Annotated in this window: 22 protein-coding genes, 1 tRNA gene and 1 pseudogene; 12 read left to right on the forward strand and 12 right to left on the reverse strand. The window is 64.7% G+C overall.

What is annotated here, in order from left to right; genetic code table 11:
* Positions 1–199: 199 nt before the first annotated feature.
* Positions 200–712: a methylated-DNA--[protein]-cysteine S-methyltransferase gene (locus tag ACN0RC_RS08980; protein WP_417510905.1), complete on the forward strand. Its 513-nt coding sequence runs from the start codon at positions 200–202 to the stop codon at positions 710–712.
* A gap of 66 nt (positions 713–778) precedes the next feature.
* Here ACN0RC_RS08980 and ACN0RC_RS08985 read toward each other — a convergent pair whose 3' ends face one another.
* Both ACN0RC_RS08985 and ACN0RC_RS08990 read right to left on the reverse strand, forming a co-directional pair.
* Complete coding sequence (locus ACN0RC_RS08985) at positions 779–2,401, reverse strand: cation acetate symporter (RefSeq protein ID WP_417510907.1); 1,623 nt, start codon at positions 2,399–2,401, stop codon at positions 779–781.
* A gap of 8 nt (positions 2,402–2,409) precedes the next feature.
* Positions 2,410–2,757 (reverse strand): DUF485 domain-containing protein, encoded by a 348-nt coding sequence (locus ACN0RC_RS08990; protein ID WP_417510909.1) that lies wholly within the window; start codon positions 2,755–2,757, stop codon positions 2,410–2,412.
* A 158-nt stretch (positions 2,758–2,915) separates the two neighbouring features.
* Between ACN0RC_RS08990 and ACN0RC_RS08995 the strand changes: the two are divergent.
* From ACN0RC_RS08995 to ACN0RC_RS09005, 3 genes and pseudogenes are all read left to right on the forward strand, one after another.
* Positions 2,916–3,233, forward strand: a pseudogene (locus ACN0RC_RS08995) (GAF domain-containing protein); the annotation flags it as partial.
* Positions 3,234–3,344: 111 nt separating this feature from the next.
* Entirely contained in the window at positions 3,345–3,740 is a 396-nt protein-coding gene (locus ACN0RC_RS09000) for a helix-turn-helix transcriptional regulator (RefSeq protein WP_417511142.1), read from the forward strand.
* A gap of 49 nt (positions 3,741–3,789) precedes the next feature.
* Complete coding sequence (locus ACN0RC_RS09005) at positions 3,790–4,131, forward strand: histone-like nucleoid-structuring protein Lsr2 (protein WP_417510910.1); 342 nt, start codon at positions 3,790–3,792, stop codon at positions 4,129–4,131.
* Positions 4,132–4,147: 16 nt separating this feature from the next.
* Here ACN0RC_RS09005 and ACN0RC_RS09010 read toward each other — a convergent pair whose 3' ends face one another.
* On the reverse strand, positions 4,148–4,738 hold the full coding sequence (locus ACN0RC_RS09010; protein WP_417510912.1) for a MarR family winged helix-turn-helix transcriptional regulator: 591 nt from the start codon (positions 4,736–4,738) through the stop codon (positions 4,148–4,150).
* Between the two features lie 71 nt (positions 4,739–4,809).
* Between ACN0RC_RS09010 and ACN0RC_RS09015 the strand changes: the two genes are divergently transcribed.
* On the forward strand, positions 4,810–6,981 hold the full coding sequence (locus ACN0RC_RS09015) for an MMPL family transporter (protein WP_417510914.1): 2,172 nt from the start codon (positions 4,810–4,812) through the stop codon (positions 6,979–6,981).
* 19 nt (positions 6,982–7,000) lie between these two features.
* Here ACN0RC_RS09015 and ACN0RC_RS09020 read toward each other — a convergent pair whose 3' ends face one another.
* Positions 7,001–7,381 (reverse strand): hypothetical protein, encoded by a 381-nt coding sequence (locus ACN0RC_RS09020; RefSeq protein ID WP_417510916.1) that lies wholly within the window; start codon positions 7,379–7,381, stop codon positions 7,001–7,003.
* Between the two features lie 51 nt (positions 7,382–7,432).
* On the opposite strand from ACN0RC_RS09020, the gene ACN0RC_RS09025 reads away from it, so the two are divergent.
* The gene (locus ACN0RC_RS09025; RefSeq protein ID WP_417510918.1) at positions 7,433–7,693 is read left to right on the forward strand and encodes a hypothetical protein; all 261 of its coding nucleotides are present in this window, start codon (positions 7,433–7,435) and stop codon (positions 7,691–7,693) included.
* 30 nt (positions 7,694–7,723) lie between these two features.
* Here the strand turns inward: ACN0RC_RS09025 and ACN0RC_RS09030 are convergent, their stop codons facing one another.
* From ACN0RC_RS09030 to ACN0RC_RS09055, 6 genes are all read right to left on the reverse strand, one after another.
* Complete coding sequence (locus ACN0RC_RS09030; protein ID WP_417510920.1) at positions 7,724–8,962, reverse strand: Fic family protein; 1,239 nt, start codon at positions 8,960–8,962, stop codon at positions 7,724–7,726.
* A gap of 54 nt (positions 8,963–9,016) precedes the next feature.
* A tRNA-Arg gene (locus ACN0RC_RS09035) sits at positions 9,017–9,088 on the reverse strand.
* 13 nt (positions 9,089–9,101) lie between these two features.
* On the reverse strand, positions 9,102–9,677 hold the full coding sequence (locus tag ACN0RC_RS09040) for a cysteine hydrolase family protein (protein WP_417510922.1): 576 nt from the start codon (positions 9,675–9,677) through the stop codon (positions 9,102–9,104).
* 27 nt (positions 9,678–9,704) lie between these two features.
* Positions 9,705–10,202 (reverse strand): HNH endonuclease, encoded by a 498-nt coding sequence (locus tag ACN0RC_RS09045; RefSeq protein ID WP_417511144.1) that lies wholly within the window; start codon positions 10,200–10,202, stop codon positions 9,705–9,707.
* Between the two features lie 325 nt (positions 10,203–10,527).
* Entirely contained in the window at positions 10,528–11,274 is a 747-nt protein-coding gene (locus ACN0RC_RS09050; protein WP_417510924.1) for a M23 family metallopeptidase, read from the reverse strand.
* 353 nt (positions 11,275–11,627) lie between these two features.
* Entirely contained in the window at positions 11,628–12,332 is a 705-nt protein-coding gene (locus tag ACN0RC_RS09055) for a metal-dependent transcriptional regulator (RefSeq protein ID WP_417510925.1), read from the reverse strand.
* 102 nt (positions 12,333–12,434) lie between these two features.
* On the opposite strand from ACN0RC_RS09055, the gene serC reads away from it, so the two are divergent.
* A complete protein-coding gene (gene serC / locus ACN0RC_RS09060; RefSeq protein ID WP_417510927.1) occupies positions 12,435–13,547 on the forward strand; it encodes a phosphoserine transaminase in 1,113 nt (370 codons plus the stop codon).
* Between the two features lie 15 nt (positions 13,548–13,562).
* On the opposite strand, the gene ACN0RC_RS09065 is transcribed toward serC, so the two are convergent.
* The gene (locus ACN0RC_RS09065) at positions 13,563–14,138 is read right to left on the reverse strand and encodes a DUF3027 domain-containing protein (protein ID WP_417510929.1); all 576 of its coding nucleotides are present in this window, start codon (positions 14,136–14,138) and stop codon (positions 13,563–13,565) included.
* Positions 14,122–14,502 (reverse strand): cold-shock protein, encoded by a 381-nt coding sequence (locus ACN0RC_RS09070; RefSeq protein WP_417510931.1) that lies wholly within the window; start codon positions 14,500–14,502, stop codon positions 14,122–14,124. The genes ACN0RC_RS09065 and ACN0RC_RS09070 overlap by 17 nt, the downstream gene beginning before the upstream one ends.
* Positions 14,503–14,597: 95 nt before the next feature.
* On the opposite strand from ACN0RC_RS09070, the gene ACN0RC_RS09075 reads away from it, so the two are divergent.
* The 5 genes from ACN0RC_RS09075 to ACN0RC_RS09095 all read left to right on the forward strand — a co-directional run bounded on the left by ACN0RC_RS09075 (position 14,598) and on the right by ACN0RC_RS09095 (position 20,909).
* The gene (locus ACN0RC_RS09075) at positions 14,598–14,873 is read left to right on the forward strand and encodes a multidrug ABC transporter ATPase (protein ID WP_417510933.1); all 276 of its coding nucleotides are present in this window, start codon (positions 14,598–14,600) and stop codon (positions 14,871–14,873) included.
* A gap of 1 nt (position 14,874) precedes the next feature.
* Positions 14,875–16,620, forward strand: a complete 1,746-nt coding sequence (locus ACN0RC_RS09080; RefSeq protein ID WP_417510935.1) for a helicase-associated domain-containing protein — start codon at positions 14,875–14,877, stop codon at positions 16,618–16,620.
* Positions 16,621–16,631: 11 nt separating this feature from the next.
* The gene (locus ACN0RC_RS09085) at positions 16,632–18,275 is read left to right on the forward strand and encodes a DNA repair helicase XPB (RefSeq protein WP_417510937.1); all 1,644 of its coding nucleotides are present in this window, start codon (positions 16,632–16,634) and stop codon (positions 18,273–18,275) included.
* Positions 18,276–18,494: 219 nt separating this feature from the next.
* Positions 18,495–19,181 carry a response regulator transcription factor gene (locus ACN0RC_RS09090; protein ID WP_417510939.1) on the forward strand — a complete coding sequence of 229 codons (687 nt, stop codon included), beginning with the start codon at positions 18,495–18,497 and terminating at the stop codon, positions 19,179–19,181.
* A gap of 18 nt (positions 19,182–19,199) precedes the next feature.
* Positions 19,200–20,909: a sensor histidine kinase gene (locus tag ACN0RC_RS09095; RefSeq protein WP_417510941.1), complete on the forward strand. Its 1,710-nt coding sequence runs from the start codon at positions 19,200–19,202 to the stop codon at positions 20,907–20,909.
* The last annotated feature ends 109 nt before the right edge of the window (positions 20,910–21,018 follow it).

Genomic DNA, 21,018 nt, shown 5'->3' on the forward strand with positions numbered 1-21,018 from the left:
GCCGCGGCGCTCGCGGCTTTGTCTTCACGTCGCCACACATACGACAGACTAAGCTCCACACCACTGCTGGCCCTGTATCCTGGGCGGGTTTCACCGGATTGAGCCACTTTTCCTCCACAACTGGAGCGGATCGGCCACTTCTCCCCCATCCGCGCGAGATCGTGGTCCTCCTGTCTCCTGCAGGGCTCAAGATGGGCTCATGACTTTCCGCTATGACTTCGCCCCCACCCCTTTCGGGGATGCACTGGTGGTCTTCTCTGACGAGGGGATCGTCAACTTCGACCTGTCTGAGGCATCCGACCCATCGGTTCCGTGGCTGCTCGAGAGCATCTCGACGCGGCTGCATGAGACCCCCGTACCCGACCCGGGTGCCGCAGACGAGCTGGCTCACCTGCTCGACAGCTATTTCGCTGGCACGCCCGTACGCTTCGACCAACACGTGCGGCTCGATTGGCGACTGACCAAAGGGTTCCATCGAGACGCTCTCGAGCAGATCACGAAGATCGGCTGGGGTGAGACCGCCAGTTACGGAGAGGTCGCCGTTCTCGCCGGTCGCCCAGGAGCCGCTCGAGCTGTCGGCACCGCCTGTCGGCTCACTCCGTTCTCGATCATCGTGCCGGTGCACCGCGTGGTCCGCGCAGACGGCACGGTCGGTCAGTACGGTGCTCATCCCGAATACAAGCGGTACCTTCTCGACCTCGAGAAGAACTAGACAGCACGAACCCCCGGCCGAGTGGGGCCGAGGGTTCGCGCTGCCAGCGGACTGTGCCGATGAGCGTCAGTGCTCGGTCGCCTTCTCCGCGCCGAAACCGGTCAGCGAGCGCACCTCCATCTCTGCTGCCAGTTGACGCGACTCTGCCATGTGGCTGGTGATCGTGCCGAGCCATCCGAGCAGGAACCCGAGCGGGATCGACACGATTCCAGGGTTGTTCAACGGCCAGATGGCGATGTCGATCGACGGGATCATCGCCGTCTCCGAACCGGAGAACACCGGCGAGAGCACGATGAGGATGATCGCCGAGCTGAGACCGCCGTACATGCTCCACAGCGCGCCGCGAGTGTTGAACCGACGCCAGAACAGCGAGTACAGGATGGTCGGCAGGTTCGCGGATGCTGCGACCGCGAAGGCGAGCGCGACCAGGAAGGCGATGTTCTGCCCCTGTGCGCCGATACCGCCGACGATCGCGAGGATGCCGATGACGACGACCGTGCGTCGGGCCACCTTCACCTCGGCCTGCGGATCCGCGTCCACGGGCGTGCCATCCGGCTTCTTGCGGCCCTTCTGGATGACGTTCGCATAGATGTCGTGCGCGAACGATGCCGCAGCCGTGATCGTCAGGCCAGCGACGACCGCGAGGATCGTCGCGAACGCAACCGCCGAGATGAGTCCGAGCAGCACCGGCCCGCCGAGGTACTGCGCCAGCAACGGCGCGGCAGAGTTCACACCGCCTGGCGCTTCCCTGATGACTTCCGGTCCGACCAGTGCACCCGCACCGTAACCGAGAACCAGAGTCAGCAGGTAGAAGCCGCCGATCAGCCAGATGGCCCAGACGACCGAACGTCGTGCCTCTTTGGCCGTGGGGACGGTGTAGAACCGCATGAGCACGTGCGGGAGCCCCGCAGTACCGAGGACGAGCGCGAGTCCGAGCGAGACGAAGTCCAACGGGTTGGCGCCGTATTGCAGGCCGGGAGCGAGCACAGCATCGCCATCAGGAGACGCAGCGACGGCGGCTTCGAGCAGAGTATTGAGATTGAAGCCGTTGATCGCCAGTACCCAGACGGTCATCACGATCGCGCCGGCGATGAGCAGGAATGCCTTCACGATCTGCACCCAGGTGGTGCCCTTCATGCCTCCCACCAGCACGTAGATGATCATCAGGATTCCGACGACGGCGATCACGATCGATTGTCCGATCCGACCGTCGATCCCCATGAGGAGCGAGACCAGTCCTCCTGCTCCCGCCATCTGCGCGAGCAGGTAGAAGAAGCACACCGCGAGCGTGGTGATGGCCGCGGCCAGTCGCACCGGGCGCTGCTTGAGACGGAAGGAGAGCACATCGGCCATGGTGAATTTGCCGGTGTTGCGCATGAGCTCAGCGACCAGCAGAAGCGCGACGAGCCACGCGACGAGGAAACCGATCGAATACAGGAATCCGTCATATCCGTTCACCGCGATAGCTCCGCAGATGCCGAGGAAGGACGCTGCGGAGAGGTAATCCCCGGCGATCGCGAATCCGTTCTGCGGGCCGGTGAATGATCGGCCAGCCGCGTAATAGTCCGCAGCCGTCTTATTGTTGCGGCTTGCGCGAATGACGATGAAAAGTGTGACAGCCACGAAGGCTGCGAATATCGCGATGTTGAGGACCGGGTTGTTCTCTGCCGCCGGCGCGGCGACTGCCATAACCGGGTTCATGACTCCCCCTGGATCTTCTCGAGTTCTTCACGGATTTCTTCAGCCTTCGGATCGAGCTTTCTATTCGCGAACGACACGTAGGCCATCGTGATGGCGAATGTCGTCACGAATTGCCCGAGTCCGAGCAGGAGTCCGACCGTGATGTCGCCCCACACTCGCTGCCCCATGAATTCCGTCGCATAAGCGCCGAGGAGCACATACACGAAGTACCAGATCAGGAAGAGCGCGGCCAGGGGAAAGATGAACGATCGCTGCGTGCGCTTGAGCTTCTGGAATCTGGCGGATTCTTCTACGGCGACGTAGTCGATCCGCCCATGCGATTGTTCAGGCATTCGGTCAGTCATGGGGCCTCCTTGCCTCATGGGGAAACAACGAGCGACGTTGGTCGCGCGAATGGTAGGGTCGACGCTACGAAACGGGGGGACCTCACCGTCACCCCCGAAAGTCAGTACTCGAGGGAGTCCTTACGTTCGCGTTTGATCCAGACGCAGATCTCGTCGCCCAAGCCGTGCGCGAGCTGGTGCGGCGCACCCGATTCCCGGTCGCCTTCGGGGGTCTTATCGAAGACGGCGCCGTGACAGTGACGAGCATCACCGGCACCCGGACACGCAGCCTCGAGGGGCTTCAGGTGCGCCCGGAGCGCGGTCTCGGCGGCCGCGCGATGACGGAGCTGCGCCCCAGGATGACCAGTGACTACGGAGCATCCCGGCAGATCACACATGACTATGACGGTTTCGTTCTCGGCGAAGGGCTCCGCACCCTGCTTGCCATTCCGATCGTCGTGGCTGGGCGATCGCGCGGCGTGCTGTACGCCGGAGCATGGCACGAGTCCCCGGTCGGCGGCGTCACCACCGCCCCGGCTCTGACGGTCGCCGATGCCGTGGCTTCTGAACTGCGCATCCACGACGAGGTGGATCGAAGAATGCAATCAATGGCGTCTTCCCCTCCCGCGCTCTCCTCCTCCGCCCGCGAGGATCTGCGCGAGAGCTTCGCCGAGCTGCGCAGCATCTCGGCAGCGGTGGCCGATGCATCACTGCGAACGCGGCTGGCACGACTGGAGCAGAAGCTGATCGCGGTCGCTGGAGAGTCGCGAACCACCGTCGCCGGACCAGCTACGCGTTCTGTTCCCGCGGTCCGCCTTTCACGCCGCGAGATGGATGTCCTCTCGTGCGTGGCCTTGGGCCATACCAACGCCGAAATCGCCGCGCAGCTGAGCTTGCGTGAAGGAACGGTAAAGGCCTATCTCGGCACAGCGATGTCGAAGCTCGATGCTTCCACGCGGCATGCTGCTGTCGCCCGCGCGCGTCGTGCGGGTATTCTCCCCTGAACAACCCCGATATCCAACCAATTCACATCTCCATGCGTATGATTGCAGAATGGCCCGACGCATTGTGCACCAGTTGGTTGACGATATTGATGGAACCGTTCTTGGAATCGGTGAGGGTGAGACCGTTTACTTCTCACTCAACAACACCGCTTATGAAATTGATCTGAAGACAGAGAATGCAGACGCATTCCGCGCGGCCCTTGAGCCGTACATCGCCGGTGCCCGCCGCGCGAATGCAGCCCCGTCTCGCGGTGGCTCCCCGCGCAAGCGATCTGCCGGCTCTGCAGAGACGGCAGTGATTCGCGAATGGGCGCAGGAAAACGGGCACAAGGTGTCTGAGCGCGGCCGTATTCCTGGTGCGATCATCGACGCGTATCGCGCTGCGCACTGAAGCTCGTCAGTCTTCTTTAGTCTTCTTTCAAGGTCGCCCACGGCTCGTCGCCGAGGGCGATCTTGTTTTTCATGTCCGTCAGAAAGCGGATGACGACATCTCGTTCCGGCGCCGAGAGGTTCGCCGCCGCAATGAATCGGCGCGCGTGCTGTCGCCCGACCGTCTCGACGGCCGACTTCTTCGTCGAGGGTGTTATCGCAATAGCCAGCGCTCGACGGTCGAACGGGTGCGGCGAGCGGGTGATATGCCCCCCATGCTCCAACCGGTCCAGCAGTTTGGTCGTTGATGCCGTAGATATCGCGAGATGCGAGGCGATCGCACCCGGCGTTGCGATAGATCCGCTGTTCTCGCATGTGATCAGAAAGTGCAGCGCCCGCATGTCGGTCCGGTTGAGCTTCATGTAGCGCAACGAGGCCTCTGAGAGCGCCTGCTCGGCGTCGCGGAGCCCGCCGAGTGCACGCATCAGGGCGTTGATCTGCTGCATCTCCGCCGCGGACAGCGACCCGCGATCGACCAGTTCACCCGCGGGGTCGTTGATGTCCAGCTCGTAGATCCCGGATCCGGGAGCGAACGGCTGCGGCTGATCCGCGCGGGGAACGTCGGGCATGAGATCGATACTACTCTCAGGAATATTTCGTGCTAGGTTTTCAACTAGCCAGGCTAGTGAAATGATGAGAGATGACTGAAACCACTGACTCCCCCCGCGTTCGCATTCGACGACGTTCATGGGTACGCGTTCTTGTGCCCGCGGTGCTCATCATCGCCTGGCTGGTCGGCGCAGGCCTCGGGGGCCCACTGTTCGGCAAGGTCGATGAGGTCTCCTCCAACGACCAGACCAGTTACCTGCCGTCGTCCGCAGATGCGACCGAGGTTCAGCAACTTCTGGGCGAGTTCAACGATTCAGATGCGATCCCCTCGATCGTGGTCTTCGTCGGAGATAGCGAGCTCGACGATGATCAGCTCACCCACATCGAAGAAGCGATCGCAGCGACGCCCGACATCGAGGGTGTGTCCGACGAGGTCTCCCCCGCCATCCCGTCGGAAGACGGTAAGGCCGTCCAGGCATTCATCCCGATCTCCAGCGACGCCGACCTGGGTGACACGGTGTCAGCCTTGGAAGAGGCGCTGCAAGATGCGTCTCCGCAGGGCGTGCGCGTGTACGTCACGGGGCCGGCCGGTTTCTCCGCTGACCTGGTGGCTGGCTTCGCCGGAATCGATGGCTTACTGCTCGGCGTAGCGCTGCTGGCCGTCTTCGTGATTCTGGTTCTCGTCTACCGCTCCGCACTGCTCCCCATCGTCGTCCTCTCAACGAGTCTCTTCGCGCTCTGCGTCGCACTGCTGGTCGTGTGGTGGATGGCGAAATGGGAGATCCTCCTGCTCAGCGGCCAGACACAAGGAATCCTCTTCATCCTCGTGATCGGCGCGGCCACCGACTATTCACTGCTCTTCGTCGCGAGATTCCGTGACGAGCTGCGCACGAGGCAGGACAAGGGTGCCGCAGTGATGGCTGCGTGGAAGGGATCCATCGAACCGATCGCCGCCTCAGGTGGCACCGTGATCGCCGGTCTGCTGTGCCTGCTGCTGAGCGACCTGAAGTCGAACAGCACCCTCGGACCGGTCGCATCCATCGGCATCGTATTCGCGATGCTGTCCGCCTTGACCTTGCTGCCTGCGCTGCTGTTCGTCTTCGGCCGAGCCGTATTCTGGCCGCGACGGCCGAAATTCGAGCCGGAGGCCGTCGACGCCAACCATGGTGTGGCGAGCACGGGGCTGTGGGGGTGGGTCGCGCGTGGGATCAAACGTCGTCCGCGCGTGATCTGGATCGTCACGACCCTGGTGCTTGTCGCGGGAGCGGCGGGCTTCACACAGCTCAATGCCTCTGGAATTCCGCAGTCCGAACTCGTACTCGGCTCATCCCAGGCACGCGAGGGACAGACGGCGCTGGGAGAGCACTTCCCCGGCGGATCCGGCAGTCCGGTATACGTCGTCGTTCCAGAGGACGAATTGCAGGATGCTGCAGACGTTCTGCTCGCGAACGACGGGATCGATTCGGTCGCCGTCACCGCCGCCGACTCCCCCAGCGGTACAGCGAGCGTCACCGAAGACGGCATCGTCGCGATCGGCCCTCCTGGCACCCCCGCACCCGATCCCACTGTCGTAGAAGGCGACGTGATGCTGCAGGGCACGCTGACGGATGCCGCCGATTCTGATGCCGCGGCATCCACTGTCCGGGAGCTGCGTTCCACGCTCACTGATCTGGATGCACGGGTCGGCGGTGTGACTGCCACCTCGGTCGACACGAACGACGCGTCCATCCATGACCGCAACTTGATCATCCCGATCATCCTCGTGGTCATCCTCCTGATCCTCATGCTGCTGCTGCGCGCGATCCTGGCGCCAGTGCTGCTGATCGTGACCACAGTGCTGTCCTTCGGCACAGCGATGGGCGTCTCGGCGCTCGTGTTCAACGGTGTCTTCGACTTCCCCGGCGCAGATCCGGCCGTACCGCTCTACGGGTTCGTGTTCCTCGTCGCACTCGGTATCGACTACAACATCTTCCTGATGACCCGAGTGCGCGAAGAGACGATCCTGCACGGCACACGCGAAGGAATCCTCCGGGGGCTGTCCGTCACCGGTGGCGTGATCACTTCGGCCGGGCTCGTGCTGGCGGCAACATTCGCGGCTCTATCGGTGATTCCGATCCTGTTCCTGGTGCAGCTCGCGTTCACCGTCGCCTTCGGCGTACTCCTGGACACCTTCGTGGTGCGCTCGCTTCTGGTTCCCGCGCTGTCCTATGACATCGGGCGTGCGATCTGGTGGCCGTCGAAGCTGTGGCGCGGCAAGCCCTGACTGCCCACACCTCGCCGAGTCAGACGAACGCGGGAATCATCGAGACGATGACCCCGATCACACCGACCCCGGCGAAGATCGCACCGATCGTCAAGAACAGACGGCGCAGCATCGGCGGGTGAAGGCGCACGTGCTGGGGGTCCCACACGCGCACGTACCCCTGGTGCCATTCGTCGCTCGCGCGCTCACGTGACGTGAGGGCGCGCTCGTGGAAGTCTCCGCCAGCGAACCAGCGTACGAGGGTTGCGCCGTCGTGTTCGACCACCACCATGTCGACGCGCTCCCAGCGCCCCTCGACGAGGGCGACCATCCCCGCGATGATGAGGAAGGGAATCCCTACCCCGAGCCCTATCCAGGACAGCACCTCGCCGACGATGGCGAAGACGTCGATCGGTGTCACTCGTTCATCGTAGAGGTAGCATGACCGGACAGCCGACGAGAGGAACACATCATGAGCGGATCAGATCAGCCCACGAGTTCAGAATCGAACGAGCCGCAGCCGGTTGACGCCGAAGAGATGCCCGACACTGAAGACATGCAGGAGCCGAGCACAGAGAAAGAGCCGGCCGAAGAGCCCAAGGCGCCGCCGAGGGAAGATCCCGAGCCCAGTCACGAAGCCGTAGGCATCGGCATCGTCGGTCGTCCGCAGGTCGAGCCGGAAGTGGTCGAGCAGTCCGAAGAGGCCGCCGAGGCCGCCGACGACGCTTCATAGGCGCAGCGAGGACCGAGGCAGCATCGTTGGTCAGCGTGCCGTCATCCGGCGAATCACCGATGCATAGGCGTCCAGGGCATCGAGGATGCCTCGATGCTGCCAGACGCGGCCGCGGCTCTTCCCCGTGGTCTCGGTGAGTATGTCCCGCTCGGTTAGCGAATCGAGCGCGCGGAGCGCGGCCATCTCCCCGAGGCCAAGCGTGTTCTTGAGGTACTTGACATTCACCGCGGGTTGGCCCACCAGGTGGGGCAAGATCCGCCACGCCGCGGCGTCGGCCCGGATGCCCACCATCTTCGCGCGGGACTCCTCGAGTTGCTCGACGAGATCGTCGACGAGACGTGTGCCCGTCGTCGCCGCGATCCTGCTGGCGCGTGCGAAGTCGCGGATGATCGGACCGGCGTCACCGTCACGGAATGAGCTGAGGGCATTGAAGTAGCGGGGTACGTCGACGAGGAGGCCGGCCGAGATCGGCACAGCCGTCGAACCAACGAGGCCCTTGTTTCGCAGAATCGACTGCGCGACCGCGCGACCGGTTCGGCCGTTGCCATCTGGGAACGGGTGGATCGTTTCGAACTGCGCGTGCGCTACAGCAACCTGCACGAGCACAAGAAGGTCCTGGCGCGTGACGAAGCGGACAAGATCCCCGATCGCACCGGGAATGCGGTCATGGTGCGGTGCGACGAAGTCGGCGACGCGGGGGCCGGCTTCGCCACGTCCAATCCAGACCTGCTCGGCGCGGAATCGGCCCGCATCCTCGGGAGGGAAGCCTGTCTGGTGCAGCATCAGTGCCTTGTGCATCGCGAGAATGGAGTCCTCGCTGATGTCATCGGCCAACTGCAGAGCTGCTTCCATGGCGCGGACATTACCCACGACAGTGAGCGCGTTCGCCTTGTCGCCCTCGTCAATTTCGGCGAGGGCGAGCTGCTTGGCTGACGTCGTCAGCTGCTCGATCTGCGAGCTCGAGGCTGACTCGGTGCGCAGCAGAATCGCGGTCATCGGCCCCAGTGCGGGGTTGCCGGTACCCAGCTTCCGCTGCGCGTGGTGATCGAACTCGACCAGCTGGCGAGTCGCGTCCTCGACGTCTGCCGAATCCTCACTCGAGATAGTCGGCGACCAGGCGACAATAGGCGGCGTGACCGCGGCTTCGTATGGTCCGGTCTGTCGCTCCACCTCGGCTCTCGAGTGGATCTCGGGCGCGCGCGGGCTCCAATCGAAGGTTTCGTAGGTCACCGCATCGATGGGGACGAGACTGCCCGTAGGTGTAGCCATCGAATGACCTTACCAACACATATCGCGATAAGTGTTGGTAATGCCTCGAGACGGTGCCCCTGGAGGGACTCGAACCCCCAACCGTTTGCTTAGGACGCAACTGCTCTTCCATTGAGCTACAGAGGCTGGCTCGACAAGTCTATCCAGTCGCACCGGCTGCGATGAACTCGCGAGTCGACGCGATGCGCGCGAACCCGCCTTCCTGCAGCACCAGCGCCGTGTTCGCCATAAGCTCGTCCGCGCTGCGATGAACCATCCCGATGCCGGCAACGTATCCGTTCAGCTCGAACGTTCGCGTGGCATCCAGCACCACCGTCGTGGAATAGCCGAGGTTGCCTGCCATCCGAGCCGTCGTCTCCACGCACATGTTCGTCTGGATGCCGCAGATGACAACGTCGTCGATCGATGCCTCTTGCAGCCACGCGTGCAGATCCGGACTGCCGTAGAACGCAGAGTTCACACTCTTGACCACCAGAAGCGCGGGTTCGATCGCGCCGACGGGCGAGACCAGCGCATTGCCCGGGTTCGCCGGATGAAGCGGTGACGACTCCGACAGCGAGTCATGACGCACCACGACGATCGGCTCGCCAGACCGCTCCCACTCGCTGATCAGCAGTCGGACGTTCTCTTCGCAAGCGTGATTCGTCGTCGGACCCCAGAAATCGAGATCATCGAATCCGACCTGCATATCGATGATGATGAGTGCGCGCGTCATGAGCCCATTCTGCCGCGTCACACCGCGTCACGCCGCGAGGGCGAGATACGGCTCCCATGCGGGATCGCTGCGCTCGGTGCCGCGCACAGACCAGCGTCCGCCGCGCGGCGGGCGCGGAGTGAAGCGCAACTCCCAGCGCATCTCCTGCGGGGTGCGGTCGCTCTTGACGTTGTTGCAGCGCAGGCAGCAGGCGACGAGGTTCTCCCATGAGTCCGCTCCGCCGCGCGAGCGCGGCAGGACGTGATCGATCGTGGATGCTGTCTTACCGCAGTACCCGCATCGGTGATCGTCGCGGCGCAGCACGCCCCTCCGCGTGACCGGCACCCGCTTGCTCATCGGCAGGCGGACGTATCTCGACAGGATGATGACGGCCGGGCGATCGAACGCTCCGGCTGCGGACCACACGGGATCATCGTCGACCCGCTCGATCACGGTCGCCTTGTGATTCATCACGAGCACCAGGGCTCGTCTGAACGAGACCACCGCGAGTGGCTCGTACCCGGCGTTCAGAACAAGTGTGCGCATCATCGTCCTCTCGATACGCCGGGACGGCTTCCCGGCTCTCTCGACTCACATGACGCCACGCGAACGGCAGTTCACGTGCAGAGACATAAAAAGGCGTCGCCCTATGGGCGACGCCTACTGCGCACGACAAGTTCCGTGCATCCCTGCGGGCAATGCCGAAGGACATAGCGACCGAGTGCATCCATGGTGCGGATGCCCGGTATCTGTTCCATCGGCTTCTCCCGTTCGTGCGACGACGGGTTCAGGGTAGCTCATCGGACCGACCGATGACGAAACAGCAGCTGAACGTTCGGAGGCGTGTCGCCTCCGAAAGCGGGTTTGAGAATCAGCCGGCGTTCGCGGCGAGCCATGCGTACGGCTCGAGGATGGAGCCGTTCACGTGCACCTCGAAGTGGAGGTGATTGGCCGTCGAGCTTCCGGTGCTGCCGACTGCGCCGATCATCTGACCGGCCTGAACGGTCTGCCCCGCCTGCACCTGACGGGTTCCATAAGTCATGTGGGCGTAGGTCGTCGAGACGCTCTGGCCGCCGATGACGTGGTCGATCACGACAGCAACGCCGTAGCCGTAGTAGCTCTCAGAAGAGACACGGACGACACCTGCCGCAGCCGCGTAGATCGGGGTGCCGGCCGCAGCCAGCATGTCTGCACCGTCGTGGCCACCGCTGTCGGGGCCGACTGTCGTGCGTCCCTCGCGGTACGAGCCACGGGGAAGCGGATACCGGACCTCGCCAGAACCGGGCGAGACCAGTGCGTAGTTGCCGATGTCGATGCCTCCGCCGGAGGACGACGAGGTCGAGGCGGCCTGTGCAGCAATAGCGGCCGCCGCGGCAGCAGCAGCGGCTTCTTCAGCCTTCTTCTGCTCGATCTCTGCGGGCGTCGTCGCGGTGTACGTCGAACGCTGAAGCGGAGCTGCGGTGGCTTCAGAAGCGACAACGAGCGACTGTGCATCGTCCTGTGCGACCTGCTGGAGTGTGGCTGCCGCGTCTACCGGCGTCGACGAAGCCGCGTAAGCGGGAAGAGCGACTGCCGCAACCAATGCACCGACTGCGCCGAAGATGGCGATCGACCGCATGGGTTTCACGACTCTACGGGCGACACTGCGCGTTGCCGCGGGCCGCTCGGTTTTCAGGGTCTTCTCAGATGTCGTGGTCGGTTCGATGTCTGCGGCCAAAGGGGAATCCTCCTGTGCCTCGGCGCTCGGGTGCGCTGGCTCGTCTGCACTCTGCTTCTCGTGGCACAAGCTCGGGGTACTTCGTGCGATGTATCCGCAGAGACGACGAGCCGATGAGGCAGTCTTCGCGGGGTTGTCACCAGCGGTCTAGTTCTCCGGCGACCCGTCCGAGGCTACCCGAAGATAACGATCTTGTCACCCTGGCACGCTGGCAATCCCCCGGGAGCGGATGCCGCGGCATCCGAACCCGCTTCTCAGGACTCGTCGCCGACGAGGAAGATGTGCGAAGCGAGCTCGACGGGCAGTTCGAGGCCCTCGTCGATTCCGTCCATTTCGATCAGCACGTACCCCTCGTTGAAGCGGTAGCTTCCGCGAGCTCCCGGCATGACTCCTGCGTCACGCAGTTGCACCAGCAGCTCGGGGTCGACCTGCGCGGGCTCAGCGAGTCGGCGCACGGTTCCCTCGACGGGGCCGCCGGCGTGATTGAGCTTCTGCACGAGGCCGATGACGCCTTCGTCGAAAGTGCGGGCGGGCATCAGGCCGCCCAGCTGGTCCAGTCCAGGAATCGGATTGCCGTACGGCGACTCCGTCGGCTGCCCCAGGAGTTCTACAAGACGACGCTCGACCTGCTCGCTCATCACGTGCTCCCAGCGGCATGCCTCTTCGTGCACGTACGCCCAGTCCAGACCGATGACGTCCGAGAGCAGACGTTCTGCCAGGCGGTGTTTGCGCATGACGTCGACGGCCTTGCGTCGGCCGGCATCCGTCAGCTGGAGCGTCCGATCCTCAGAGACGACGACGAGACCGTCGCGCTCCATGCGCCCCACGGTCTGCGAGACCGTCGGCCCCGAATGACCGAGTCGTTCGGAGATGCGCGCGCGCAACGGAACGATGTTCTCCTCTTCGAGCTCGAGGATGGTGCGGAGGTACATCTCCGTGGTGTCGATCAGGTCCGCCATCTTTATCCTCCGGGTCTTCTTAGGCAAGCCTACATTCCCGCGGCGGGGCCAGTCGTGGTCACGGTGGAACTCGTTCGCGCTGCGCGCCCCTAGAATCGAGCCATGTCGATCGAGATCCCGCGTGACCTGCTGCCCGTCGACGGCCGTTTCGGCTGTGGCCCTTCAAAGGTGCGTCCTGCACAGCTGGAGGCACTCGTCACCGCGGGGGCGAGCATCCTCGGCACATCTCATCGGCAGGCGCCGGTGAAGAACCTCGTCGGCAGCGTTCGCGAGCAGCTCTCGAGTCTGTTCTGTCTTCCCGAGGGCTACGAGATCCTCGTCGGCAACGGCGGGTCAACTGCTTTCTGGGATGCCGCAGCCTTCGGCCTGATCGAGCGACGCAGCCAGAACCTCACGTTCGGCGAGTTCGGCGGCAAGTTCGCCAAGGCCGCCGGTGCGCCGTGGCTCGAGGCCCCCGATGTGCGCAAGGCAGAGCCGGGCTCGCTCGCCTCCGCAGCGTTCGTTGACGGCGTCGACGTGTACGCGTGGCCGCACAATGAGACCTCGACCGGTGTCGCCGCCCCCGTCACGCGCGTCGCCGCAGAGGGAGCACTCACCGTGATCGATGCCACCAGCGCCGCCGGCGGCATCGACTTCGACATCACTCAGGCGGATGTCTACTACTTCGCACCGCAGAAGAACCTCGGCTCCGATGGCGGACTGTGGTTCGCCGCCGTATCGCCCGCCGCAATCGAGCGGATCGAGCGGATCGCCGCATCGGACCGCTACATCCCCGAGTTCCTCAGCCTGAAGAACGCCGTCGACAACTCGCGGTTGAACCAGACGCTGAACACGCCCGCCCTCACGACGCTGCACCTGCTGGATTCCCAGCTGAAGTGGATCAACGACAACGGCGGGCTCGCCTGGGCCGGCGCGCGCACCGCGGAGTCCTCCAAGGCGCTGTACGACTGGGCCGAGGCATCCGCTGTCGCAACACCGTTCGTCACCGACCCTGCGCACCGCTCCCCCGTCGTCGCCACCATCGACTTCGACGAGAGCATCGATGCCGCAGCGATCGCGAAGACGCTGCGCGCCAACGGCATCGTCGACACCGAGCCCTACCGCAAGCTCGGCCGCAACCAGCTGCGCATCGCGACGTTCGTCTCGATCGAGCCCGACGACGTACGCCAGCTCATCCGCTCGATCGACTACGTGCTGGAGCGCACCAGCGCCTGAGCGCGGCGCGGCCGGCTACTCTTCGTCGTCGTCCGACTCGTCGTCGTCTGATTCGTCCTCGTCCGAGTCTTCGAGATCTTCAGCGGAGTCGTCGAGTTCATCGATGTCGACGCCGTCCAGGTCACCGGCGTGCAGCACCCGCGAGTCGGAGAGGTCATCGTCGTCGAGGTCGTCATCGTCCTCATCGGAGTCGACGTCCTCCTCATCGCTCTCAGCCGAGTCCGCTTCGCCTGCCTCGGCGGCGCTGGCTGCGGCCTGCTCGGCCAGTTCTGCCTGGTGAGCACGGTACTCTGCGAGGCGCTCAGCCCACGGCACCCATTCCGGGGCCAGCAGCGCGCCGTCGTTCGGCAGCAGTTCGACCTCGAGAACCGTCGGCTCAGCATCCTCGACGCGCGCCAGCGTCACGGTCCAGTACCAGCCGGGGTACCCAGGAAGGCGGTTCTCGAACCGCAGCGACACCGAGCCGTCGTCCTCGACCAGGTAACCGGCCGCAGGGCCGATCGTCGAGGCGGGGGTGATCTCCTTCAGCGCGGCGACCGCGAGGTCGTGCGCGCCGATCAGGCGATCATCGGGCTCAGGCGTCGAGGTCATCAGCGACCTTGCGAAGAACCGCAGCGACCTTGCGACCATAGCTGCTTGACGGGTAACGACCACGACGCAGATCGCCGCCGACATCATCGAGGAGCTTGACGAGATCTTCGATGATGATCGCCATGTCATCGGCCGGCTTGCGCTTCGCCTTGGCGAGGCTCACCGGAGCATCCAGAACACGCACCGAAAGTGCCTGCAGACCGCGCTTGCCATCGGCGACACCGAATTCGACTCTCGCGCCCGACTTGACCGAAGCGCCCGCAGGGAGGGCAGAGGCGTGCAGAAAGACGTCCTGGCCATCATCGCTGGCGATGAAGCCGAACCCCTTCTCGTCGTCGTAGAACCTGACCTTGCCGGTGGGCATCGGAGAACCTCGCTGAGTGATGTTGCCTGGATGAAGGCGCGCGTATCTGCGGCCTCCCCCAGCCTACCGGTGTTCCAGGGTCTAGGCTGAGACGGATGAGCAAGCAGAATCCGGAACCCGAGGTTCCCGTCCGCCGGGTGGATCGCATCCTCGCGTTCACCGCACTGACGCTGGCAGCGCTCTCTGTCATCTGCTTCTTCGCGATCATCATCGGAAGCGCGACAGGCATGTCACAGGAGTCCTTCACCGAGGGCCTGTGGCCGATCGTCGTGGCTATCCCTCCGTACGGACTGCCGCTGGCATTCGTGATGATTCTCGCGCTGCTGATCATGAGCTTCGTGCGAAAGGGCCGCGCAGCCAAGCGCCCATGACATGAGCATGCACGCCCGCCCGCTCGCCGTGTGGCTGGCCACTGCCACAGATGCGCAGCTGGCAGCGCTCTTCGAAGCGCGCGGCGTGCGCGAAGACGTCGCCTGGTCGGACTTCTTCGATGTGGCCGAGGCACTGCTCGAGCCCGCCTCCATCGAGCGGATGCTGCCGCGCCTGCCGCTGGCACAAGCGACCGCGCTGCATCGCTCGGCTCGGGGTGAAGATGCGGCAGAGCACACCGACGCGCTGGTGGCGCTGGCTCTTCTGCAGCCAGATGGTACCCCTGCGCCGACCGTGGCCGATGCGGTCGCTGCTCGAGAAGTCCCCGCCGGTAGCGAGCCCGCTGACGCTGAGCCCGCCACTGAGAGCGCTGCCGCCCGCGCCGCTGAGCGAGCATTCACGAGCGTCGCCGCGATCGCGGATCTGCTGATGCTCAGCGCAGAGACTCCCCTCGTCCTCCTCACCGACGGGCGCCTCAACGCAGGTGAGAAGCGCCGCATCGTCGAGATGGGCATGCCCGCAGAGCATCTCGATGATCTCGTCACGATCGCCGTGGACACTGGTCTTGCGACAGTGGACGACCGCCGGTTGCGGATGACACCAGCAGGTGACGCATGGCTGCGACGATCAGCATCCGACCGGTGGACCGCTCTCGCTGAGTCCTTTCGAGACGTTCTTCCGACTGGTCTGCGCACACCGGCCGGCGGCTGGCTGCCGGCTCCGCACTGGGGACCGCAGTATCCATGGGACAGCTCCTGGAACGACCGCTGTGCGGCACTGCGCACGCGAGCGCGACTTCTCGGCCTGATCGCCGACGACGGTGCCGAACCGGAATGGGCAGTGCCGCTGCGAAGCGGACGTCCGGCAGACGCCAGCGGCGTGGCACGGATGCTGCCCACCGAAGTCGACCGGATCTTCCTGCAGAACGATCTCTCGGCCATCGCCCCCGGCCCCCTCCAGCCCCCGCTCGATGTGCGCTTGCGTAGCATCGCCGTCCGCGAATCCGCAGCCCAGGCCTCTTCTTACCGCTTCAGCGCCGAATCCGTCGCGCACGCCCTCACCGGCGGTGAGACCGCGCAGTCCATCCTCGACTTCCTCGGCGAGATCTCGCTGACCGGCATCCCCCAGCCACTCGAGTACCTCGTCATGCAGTCCGCACAGCGTCATGGGCTGGTCAGAGTGTTCGCGGAGCCTGCCACAGGACGAACGAAGGTCACCAGCGCTGATGCCACCCTGTTGGACGCAATGGCCGTCGACCAGTCCCTCCGCCCCCTCGCACTGTCCAGAGACGCCGACGGGCTGAGCTCGCGTGTTGGACGCGACAGCGTGTACTGGACGCTGACGGACGCACGCTATCCGGCGATGATCGTGGGCCCAGAGGGCGAGCCGCAGGTCATCGATCGCCACCCCGTCCCGCCGGCTCAAGCACCGCGACCCGCCGACTACACACCACTCATTCAGCGACTCCGCGACCGTCAGGGTCCCGATGACGATGCCGCCTGGCTCGATCGCGAGCTCGACGCGGCCGTGCGCGCGAAGTCCGTGCTGCTGGTGGAAATCAACATGCCGGACGGCACGATCCGCGAACTGCAGCTCGAAGCCAGTGGCCTCGGCGGCGGAAGACTCCGCGGCCGAGACCGCGCGGCCGACGTCGAGCGGACCCTCCCTGTAAGAAGCATCCGGTCTGCCCGCGTCATCGACCCTTCGACAGGCTCAGGGATCGGGTCTCAGAACTCACCAAGGCGATAGACTGGACCGCTATGTCTGATGGCCCACTGATCGTCCAGAGCGACCGCACGGTCCTCCTCGAAGTCGCGCACGCCGACGCCGAGACCGCTCGCCACGAGTTGGCGATCTTCGCCGAACTCGAACGCGCGCCGGAGCACATCCACACCTACCGGATCACGCGGCTCGGCCTGTGGAATGCCCGGGCCGCCGGTCACACGGCTGAGGACATGCTCGAGGTGCTCAACAGATGGTCGCGCTTTCCCGTCCCGCCATCGGTGTCTGTCGACCTGAGCGAGACGGTGAACCGATACGGCCGCCTGGTGATCGAGCGCGACGATGAGGGCCTGCTGATCCTGCGTTCGACGGATCCGGCTGTTCTCACACAGGTTGCGGGCAACAAGCGCATCCAGCCGCTCCTGATCGGGCATCCGAGCCCCAACACATACGTGATCGATGCGTGGGCGCGCGGTCAGATGAAGCAGGAGCTGCTGAAGATCGGCTGGCCGGCAGAGGATCTCGCCGGTTACACCCCCGGCACCCCTCACGAGATCGAACTCGCAGAGGACGGCTGGCACATCCGCCCCTACCAGCAGGATGCTGTCGATGCCTTCTCGAAAGACGGCTCGGGTGTCGTGGTGCTCCCCTGTGGGGCAGGCAAGACGATCGTCGGCGCTGCCGCGATGGCCGCGACGAAGACGACCACCCTCATTCTCGTGACGAACACGGTTTCGGCCCGCCAGTGGAGAGACGAGCTGCTCAAGCGCACCAGTCTCACTCCAGAAGAGATCGGCGAGTACTCCGGACAGGTGAAAGAGGTCAAGCCCGTCACGATCGCGACGTACCAGATCCTCACGGCGAAGCGGAAGGGCGAGTACGCCCACCTCGCACTGCTGGACGCTCTCGACTGGGGCCTCATCGTCTACGACGAGGTGCATCTGCTGCCGGCTCCCGTGTTCAAACTCACCGCCGACCTGCAGGCTCGCCGCCGCATCGGGCTGACGGCGACTCTCGTGCGAGAGGACGGCCGTGAGGGCGATGTGTTCAGCCTCATCGGCCCTAAGCGCTTCGACGCACCGTGGAAGCAGATCGAGGCGCAGGGGTTCATCTCGCCCGCCGCCTGCTACGAAGTGCGTGTGGATCTTCCTCCGGATGACCGGCTCGAGTACGCCGCTGCCACTGACGATGACCGCTATCGGCTCGCCGCATCCGCACCAGCGAAGATCGATGCCGTGCGTGAGCTCATCGCCAAGCACCCCGGCGAGCGCGTGCTTGTGATCGGTCAGTACCTCGACCAGCTCGAGACGCTGTCCGAAGCGTTGAATGCGCCCCAGATCACCGGCGCGACGCCGATCGACGAGCGCGAGGAGCTCTACCGCCAGTTCCGTGTGGGCGAGATCGAGCTGCTGGTCGTCTCGAAGGTCGCGAACTTCTCGATCGACCTGCCCGAGGCATCGGTCGCGATCCAGGTCTCGGGCTCGTTCGGCTCGCGCCAGGAAGAGGCACAGCGCCTCGGACGGCTGCTTCGCCCGAAGGAGTCCGGTCACACGGCGAGCTTCTACACGCTCATCGCCCGCGACACGGTCGACCAGGACTATGCGCAGAACCGCCAGAGGTTCCTCGCCGAGCAGGGATACAGCTACACGATCTTGGACGCCGACGCACTGACGGCGGCGTAATCACGCCCTTACTCCTCACCGCCTGGCGCTGTACCGCACCGCCAGCAGGGGCCTGCACGATTGTCGAGCATCGCGCCGCATTCCGGGCATACCGACGACAGCCAGCAGGCGCTGTCGCCGCCTTCTTGCTCATCGCTCATGCGCTCAGGTTACGCCGACAATTCAGGCGCTCCGCAAGATCATCAGCCGCAGCAAGGGTGAAGTCACCATAATGGGGTCATGACTGATGCGCGCATCCTGGTCGTCGATGACGAACCGAACATCCGTGACCTGCTCTCCACCGGCCTGAGCTTCGCCGGGTACCAGGTCAAGACCGTGGCCAACGGCGCCGCGACCATTTCTGCCGTGCTCGAAGAGGAGCCGGACCTCATCATTCTCGATGTGATGCTCCCCGACATGAACGGGTTCAGTGTCACAAAGCGGCTGCGCGGCGCCGGGTTCACGGCGCCGATTCTGTTCCTCACCGCGAAGGACGACACTCAGGACAAGATCGAGGGCCTCAACGCAGGCGGAGATGACTACGTCACCAAGCCTTTCGCGCTGGACGAGGTCGTTGCCCGCGTGCAGGCAGTGCTGCGGCGCACGATGCAGGCTGACGAGGAGTCGATCATCCGCGCCGGCGAGCTGTCGATGGATCAGGACACCCATGATGTGTTCGTCGGCAAGGAGCCGATCGAGCTCAGCCCCACTGAGTTCAAGCTGTTGCGCTACCTCATGCTGAACCCGAACCGGGTGCTGTCGAAGGCGCAGATCCTCGACCACGTGTGGGAGTACGACTTCAACGGTGATGCGGGCATCGTAGAGAGCTACATCTCGTACCTGCGACGCAAGATCGATCCGCACACCGAAGAGTCCATCATCCAGACCAAGCGCGGATTCGGGTACATGCTCAAGGTGGGCAAGTAGTCCGCGAAGGGGGCGCGCATGGCGCAGAAGCCTGACGCGGTCACCCGATGGTGGCGGCGCATCAGTCTGCGCGCCAAAGTCACCGGCGTCACCGTCGCGGTCCTTGCGCTCGGGCTCGTCGTCGCCGGCATCGGCACAGTGCCGCTGCTGCGCAGCTCGTTGATCGGCAACATCGACGCGCAGCTCCCCTCACTTGCTGCCAGCGACCTGGTCAGCCGCTGGTTCGACACCGAGGATGCTGATGGTGTTCCCGTGCTCACGCCGGTGGAGAGCACTCCTCGCTCGACCGATTACGTGTTCGCCGTGTACGCCGCCGACGGGCTCTTCCTCGCGAGCGCGGGTGGCGCATCCGACGTTGCAGCGGCACCGGTCTTCCCTGAATCTGTCGCACTCGAGCAGGCCCACGCCCGCGAAGGCGCCATCGCAGATCTGCAGAGCCCAGACGGCCACGAGTTCCGCGGCGCGGTCGCGGTGGTGCCGGGCGACGACGGCGTCCTGTACGTGCAGTATGTCGTCCTCCCACTGGAAGAAGTCGACAGCATCATCACCCAGTTCTTCGGCGTGTACACGACAGTCTCGCTCGTCACGATCCTCCTCGCCGCGCTCCTGATCCGCGGCCTCGTGACGCTCACCTTCCGCCGCCTCACCCAGGTGGAATCCACGGCGATGCTCATCGCCTCCGGAGACTTCAGCCAACGCCTCACCGATCTCGAACCCAGCACTGAAGTCGGACGCCTGAACTTCGCAATCAACACCATGATCGAGCGCATCGATCAGTCCATCGCCCAGCGCGATCGCACCGTGCAGCACATGCGCCGCTTCATCGGCGATGCAAGTCACGAACTGCGCACTCCCCTGGTGAGCGTGCGCGGGTATGCGGAGCTGTACCGGATGGGCGCGATCCGCGGAGAGGAAGACACCGCCCGCGCGATGGAGCGCATCGAGAAGGAAGCGATCCGGATGGGTGTCCTCGTCGAGGATCTGCTCGCTCTCGCCCGACTCGACGAAGAGCCAGAGCTCCAGATCCAATCCCTCGATCTGCGCCCGCTCGCGCGGGATGCCGCGCTCGACGTGCGTGCGGCGGCCCCTGGTCGCATGATCTCAGTCATAGACAGAACAGCGGATGCCGCCCCCACTGCGCCTGTGACGACGCTGCCCGCGCTGCCCACCACCAGGAGCGTACCGACCAAGCCGCGCGGCGGAGCGCTCTCCCGTCTGCGCAGACGCCCCCGAACCGCGGATGAGGTGATGCCGCAGATCGACTTCACCGAAGCCGAGGACACGCCTGTGCGGACACCTCCGATCGTGCTCGGAGAAGAGAACAAAGTGCGCCAGGTGATTGCGAACCTGCTCGGCAACGCTCGCCGGTTCTCCTCGGAAGACACACCCATCGAGCTCGTCGTCGACTCGGATCGAGCAGCCGGAACCGGCAGCATCTCCATCGTCGATCATGGCGAAGGCATCCCTCCGCAGATCCGCGAGCAGATCTTCGAGCGCTTCTGGCGCGCAGACACGTCGCGCGCCCGCGAGACCGGCGGCTCAGGACTGGGCCTGGCCATCGTGGCCTCGATCGTGTCTGCGCTGGGCGGCAGGGTCCACGTCGATGAGACCCCCGGAGGCGGCGCCACCTTCACCGTCACTCTGCCGCTCGCGCCCGCGCAGTCGACGCCAGAGCATCTGCTCGAAGACACCCAGCCGATCTCGCCTCTGGATCTCGACAAGCTCTGACTCGCACTGCACAGCACGGCCTCACGATCACGCATCCACCGATCGTGGGTTCTGCCCGTTCGGTGAGGTGACGGTCCGCATAACGTATGAACTCCGATGAGAGGAGTTC

Origin of the sequence: Microbacterium sp. (assembly GCF_048259935.1) — a bacterium.
In the GTDB taxonomy this organism is placed as follows: domain Bacteria; phylum Actinomycetota; class Actinomycetes; order Actinomycetales; family Microbacteriaceae; genus Microbacterium.

Coding starts and splice junctions, on each gene's coding strand:
- ACN0RC_RS09080 (WP_417510935.1), top strand. CDS start 14,875: ATGAGCATGCACGCCCGCCCGCTCGCCGTGTGGCTGGCCACTGCCACA.
- ACN0RC_RS08980 (WP_417510905.1), top strand. CDS start 200: ATGACTTTCCGCTATGACTTCGCCCCCACCCCTTTCGGGGATGCACTG.
- ACN0RC_RS09030 (WP_417510920.1), bottom strand. CDS start 8,962: ATGGCTACACCTACGGGCAGTCTCGTCCCCATCGATGCGGTGACCTAC.
- ACN0RC_RS09055 (WP_417510925.1), bottom strand. CDS start 12,332: ATGGCGGACCTGATCGACACCACGGAGATGTACCTCCGCACCATCCTC.
- serC (WP_417510927.1), top strand. CDS start 12,435: ATGTCGATCGAGATCCCGCGTGACCTGCTGCCCGTCGACGGCCGTTTC.
- ACN0RC_RS09090 (WP_417510939.1), top strand. CDS start 18,495: ATGACTGATGCGCGCATCCTGGTCGTCGATGACGAACCGAACATCCGT.
- ACN0RC_RS08985 (WP_417510907.1), bottom strand. CDS start 2,401: ATGGCAGTCGCCGCGCCGGCGGCAGAGAACAACCCGGTCCTCAACATC.
- ACN0RC_RS09050 (WP_417510924.1), bottom strand. CDS start 11,274: ATGCGGTCGATCGCCATCTTCGGCGCAGTCGGTGCATTGGTTGCGGCA.
- ACN0RC_RS09005 (WP_417510910.1), top strand. CDS start 3,790: ATGGCCCGACGCATTGTGCACCAGTTGGTTGACGATATTGATGGAACC.
- ACN0RC_RS09025 (WP_417510918.1), top strand. CDS start 7,433: ATGAGCGGATCAGATCAGCCCACGAGTTCAGAATCGAACGAGCCGCAG.
- ACN0RC_RS09000 (WP_417511142.1), top strand. CDS start 3,345: ATGGCGTCTTCCCCTCCCGCGCTCTCCTCCTCCGCCCGCGAGGATCTG.
- ACN0RC_RS09015 (WP_417510914.1), top strand. CDS start 4,810: ATGACTGAAACCACTGACTCCCCCCGCGTTCGCATTCGACGACGTTCA.
- ACN0RC_RS09010 (WP_417510912.1), bottom strand. CDS start 4,738: ATGCCCGACGTTCCCCGCGCGGATCAGCCGCAGCCGTTCGCTCCCGGA.
- ACN0RC_RS09095 (WP_417510941.1), top strand. CDS start 19,200: ATGGCGCAGAAGCCTGACGCGGTCACCCGATGGTGGCGGCGCATCAGT.
- ACN0RC_RS09070 (WP_417510931.1), bottom strand. CDS start 14,502: ATGCCCACCGGCAAGGTCAGGTTCTACGACGACGAGAAGGGGTTCGGC.
- ACN0RC_RS09085 (WP_417510937.1), top strand. CDS start 16,632: ATGTCTGATGGCCCACTGATCGTCCAGAGCGACCGCACGGTCCTCCTC.
- ACN0RC_RS09045 (WP_417511144.1), bottom strand. CDS start 10,202: ATGCGCACACTTGTTCTGAACGCCGGGTACGAGCCACTCGCGGTGGTC.
- ACN0RC_RS09065 (WP_417510929.1), bottom strand. CDS start 14,138: ATGACCTCGACGCCTGAGCCCGATGATCGCCTGATCGGCGCGCACGAC.
- ACN0RC_RS09040 (WP_417510922.1), bottom strand. CDS start 9,677: ATGACGCGCGCACTCATCATCATCGATATGCAGGTCGGATTCGATGAT.
- ACN0RC_RS09075 (WP_417510933.1), top strand. CDS start 14,598: ATGAGCAAGCAGAATCCGGAACCCGAGGTTCCCGTCCGCCGGGTGGAT.
- ACN0RC_RS08990 (WP_417510909.1), bottom strand. CDS start 2,757: ATGACTGACCGAATGCCTGAACAATCGCATGGGCGGATCGACTACGTC.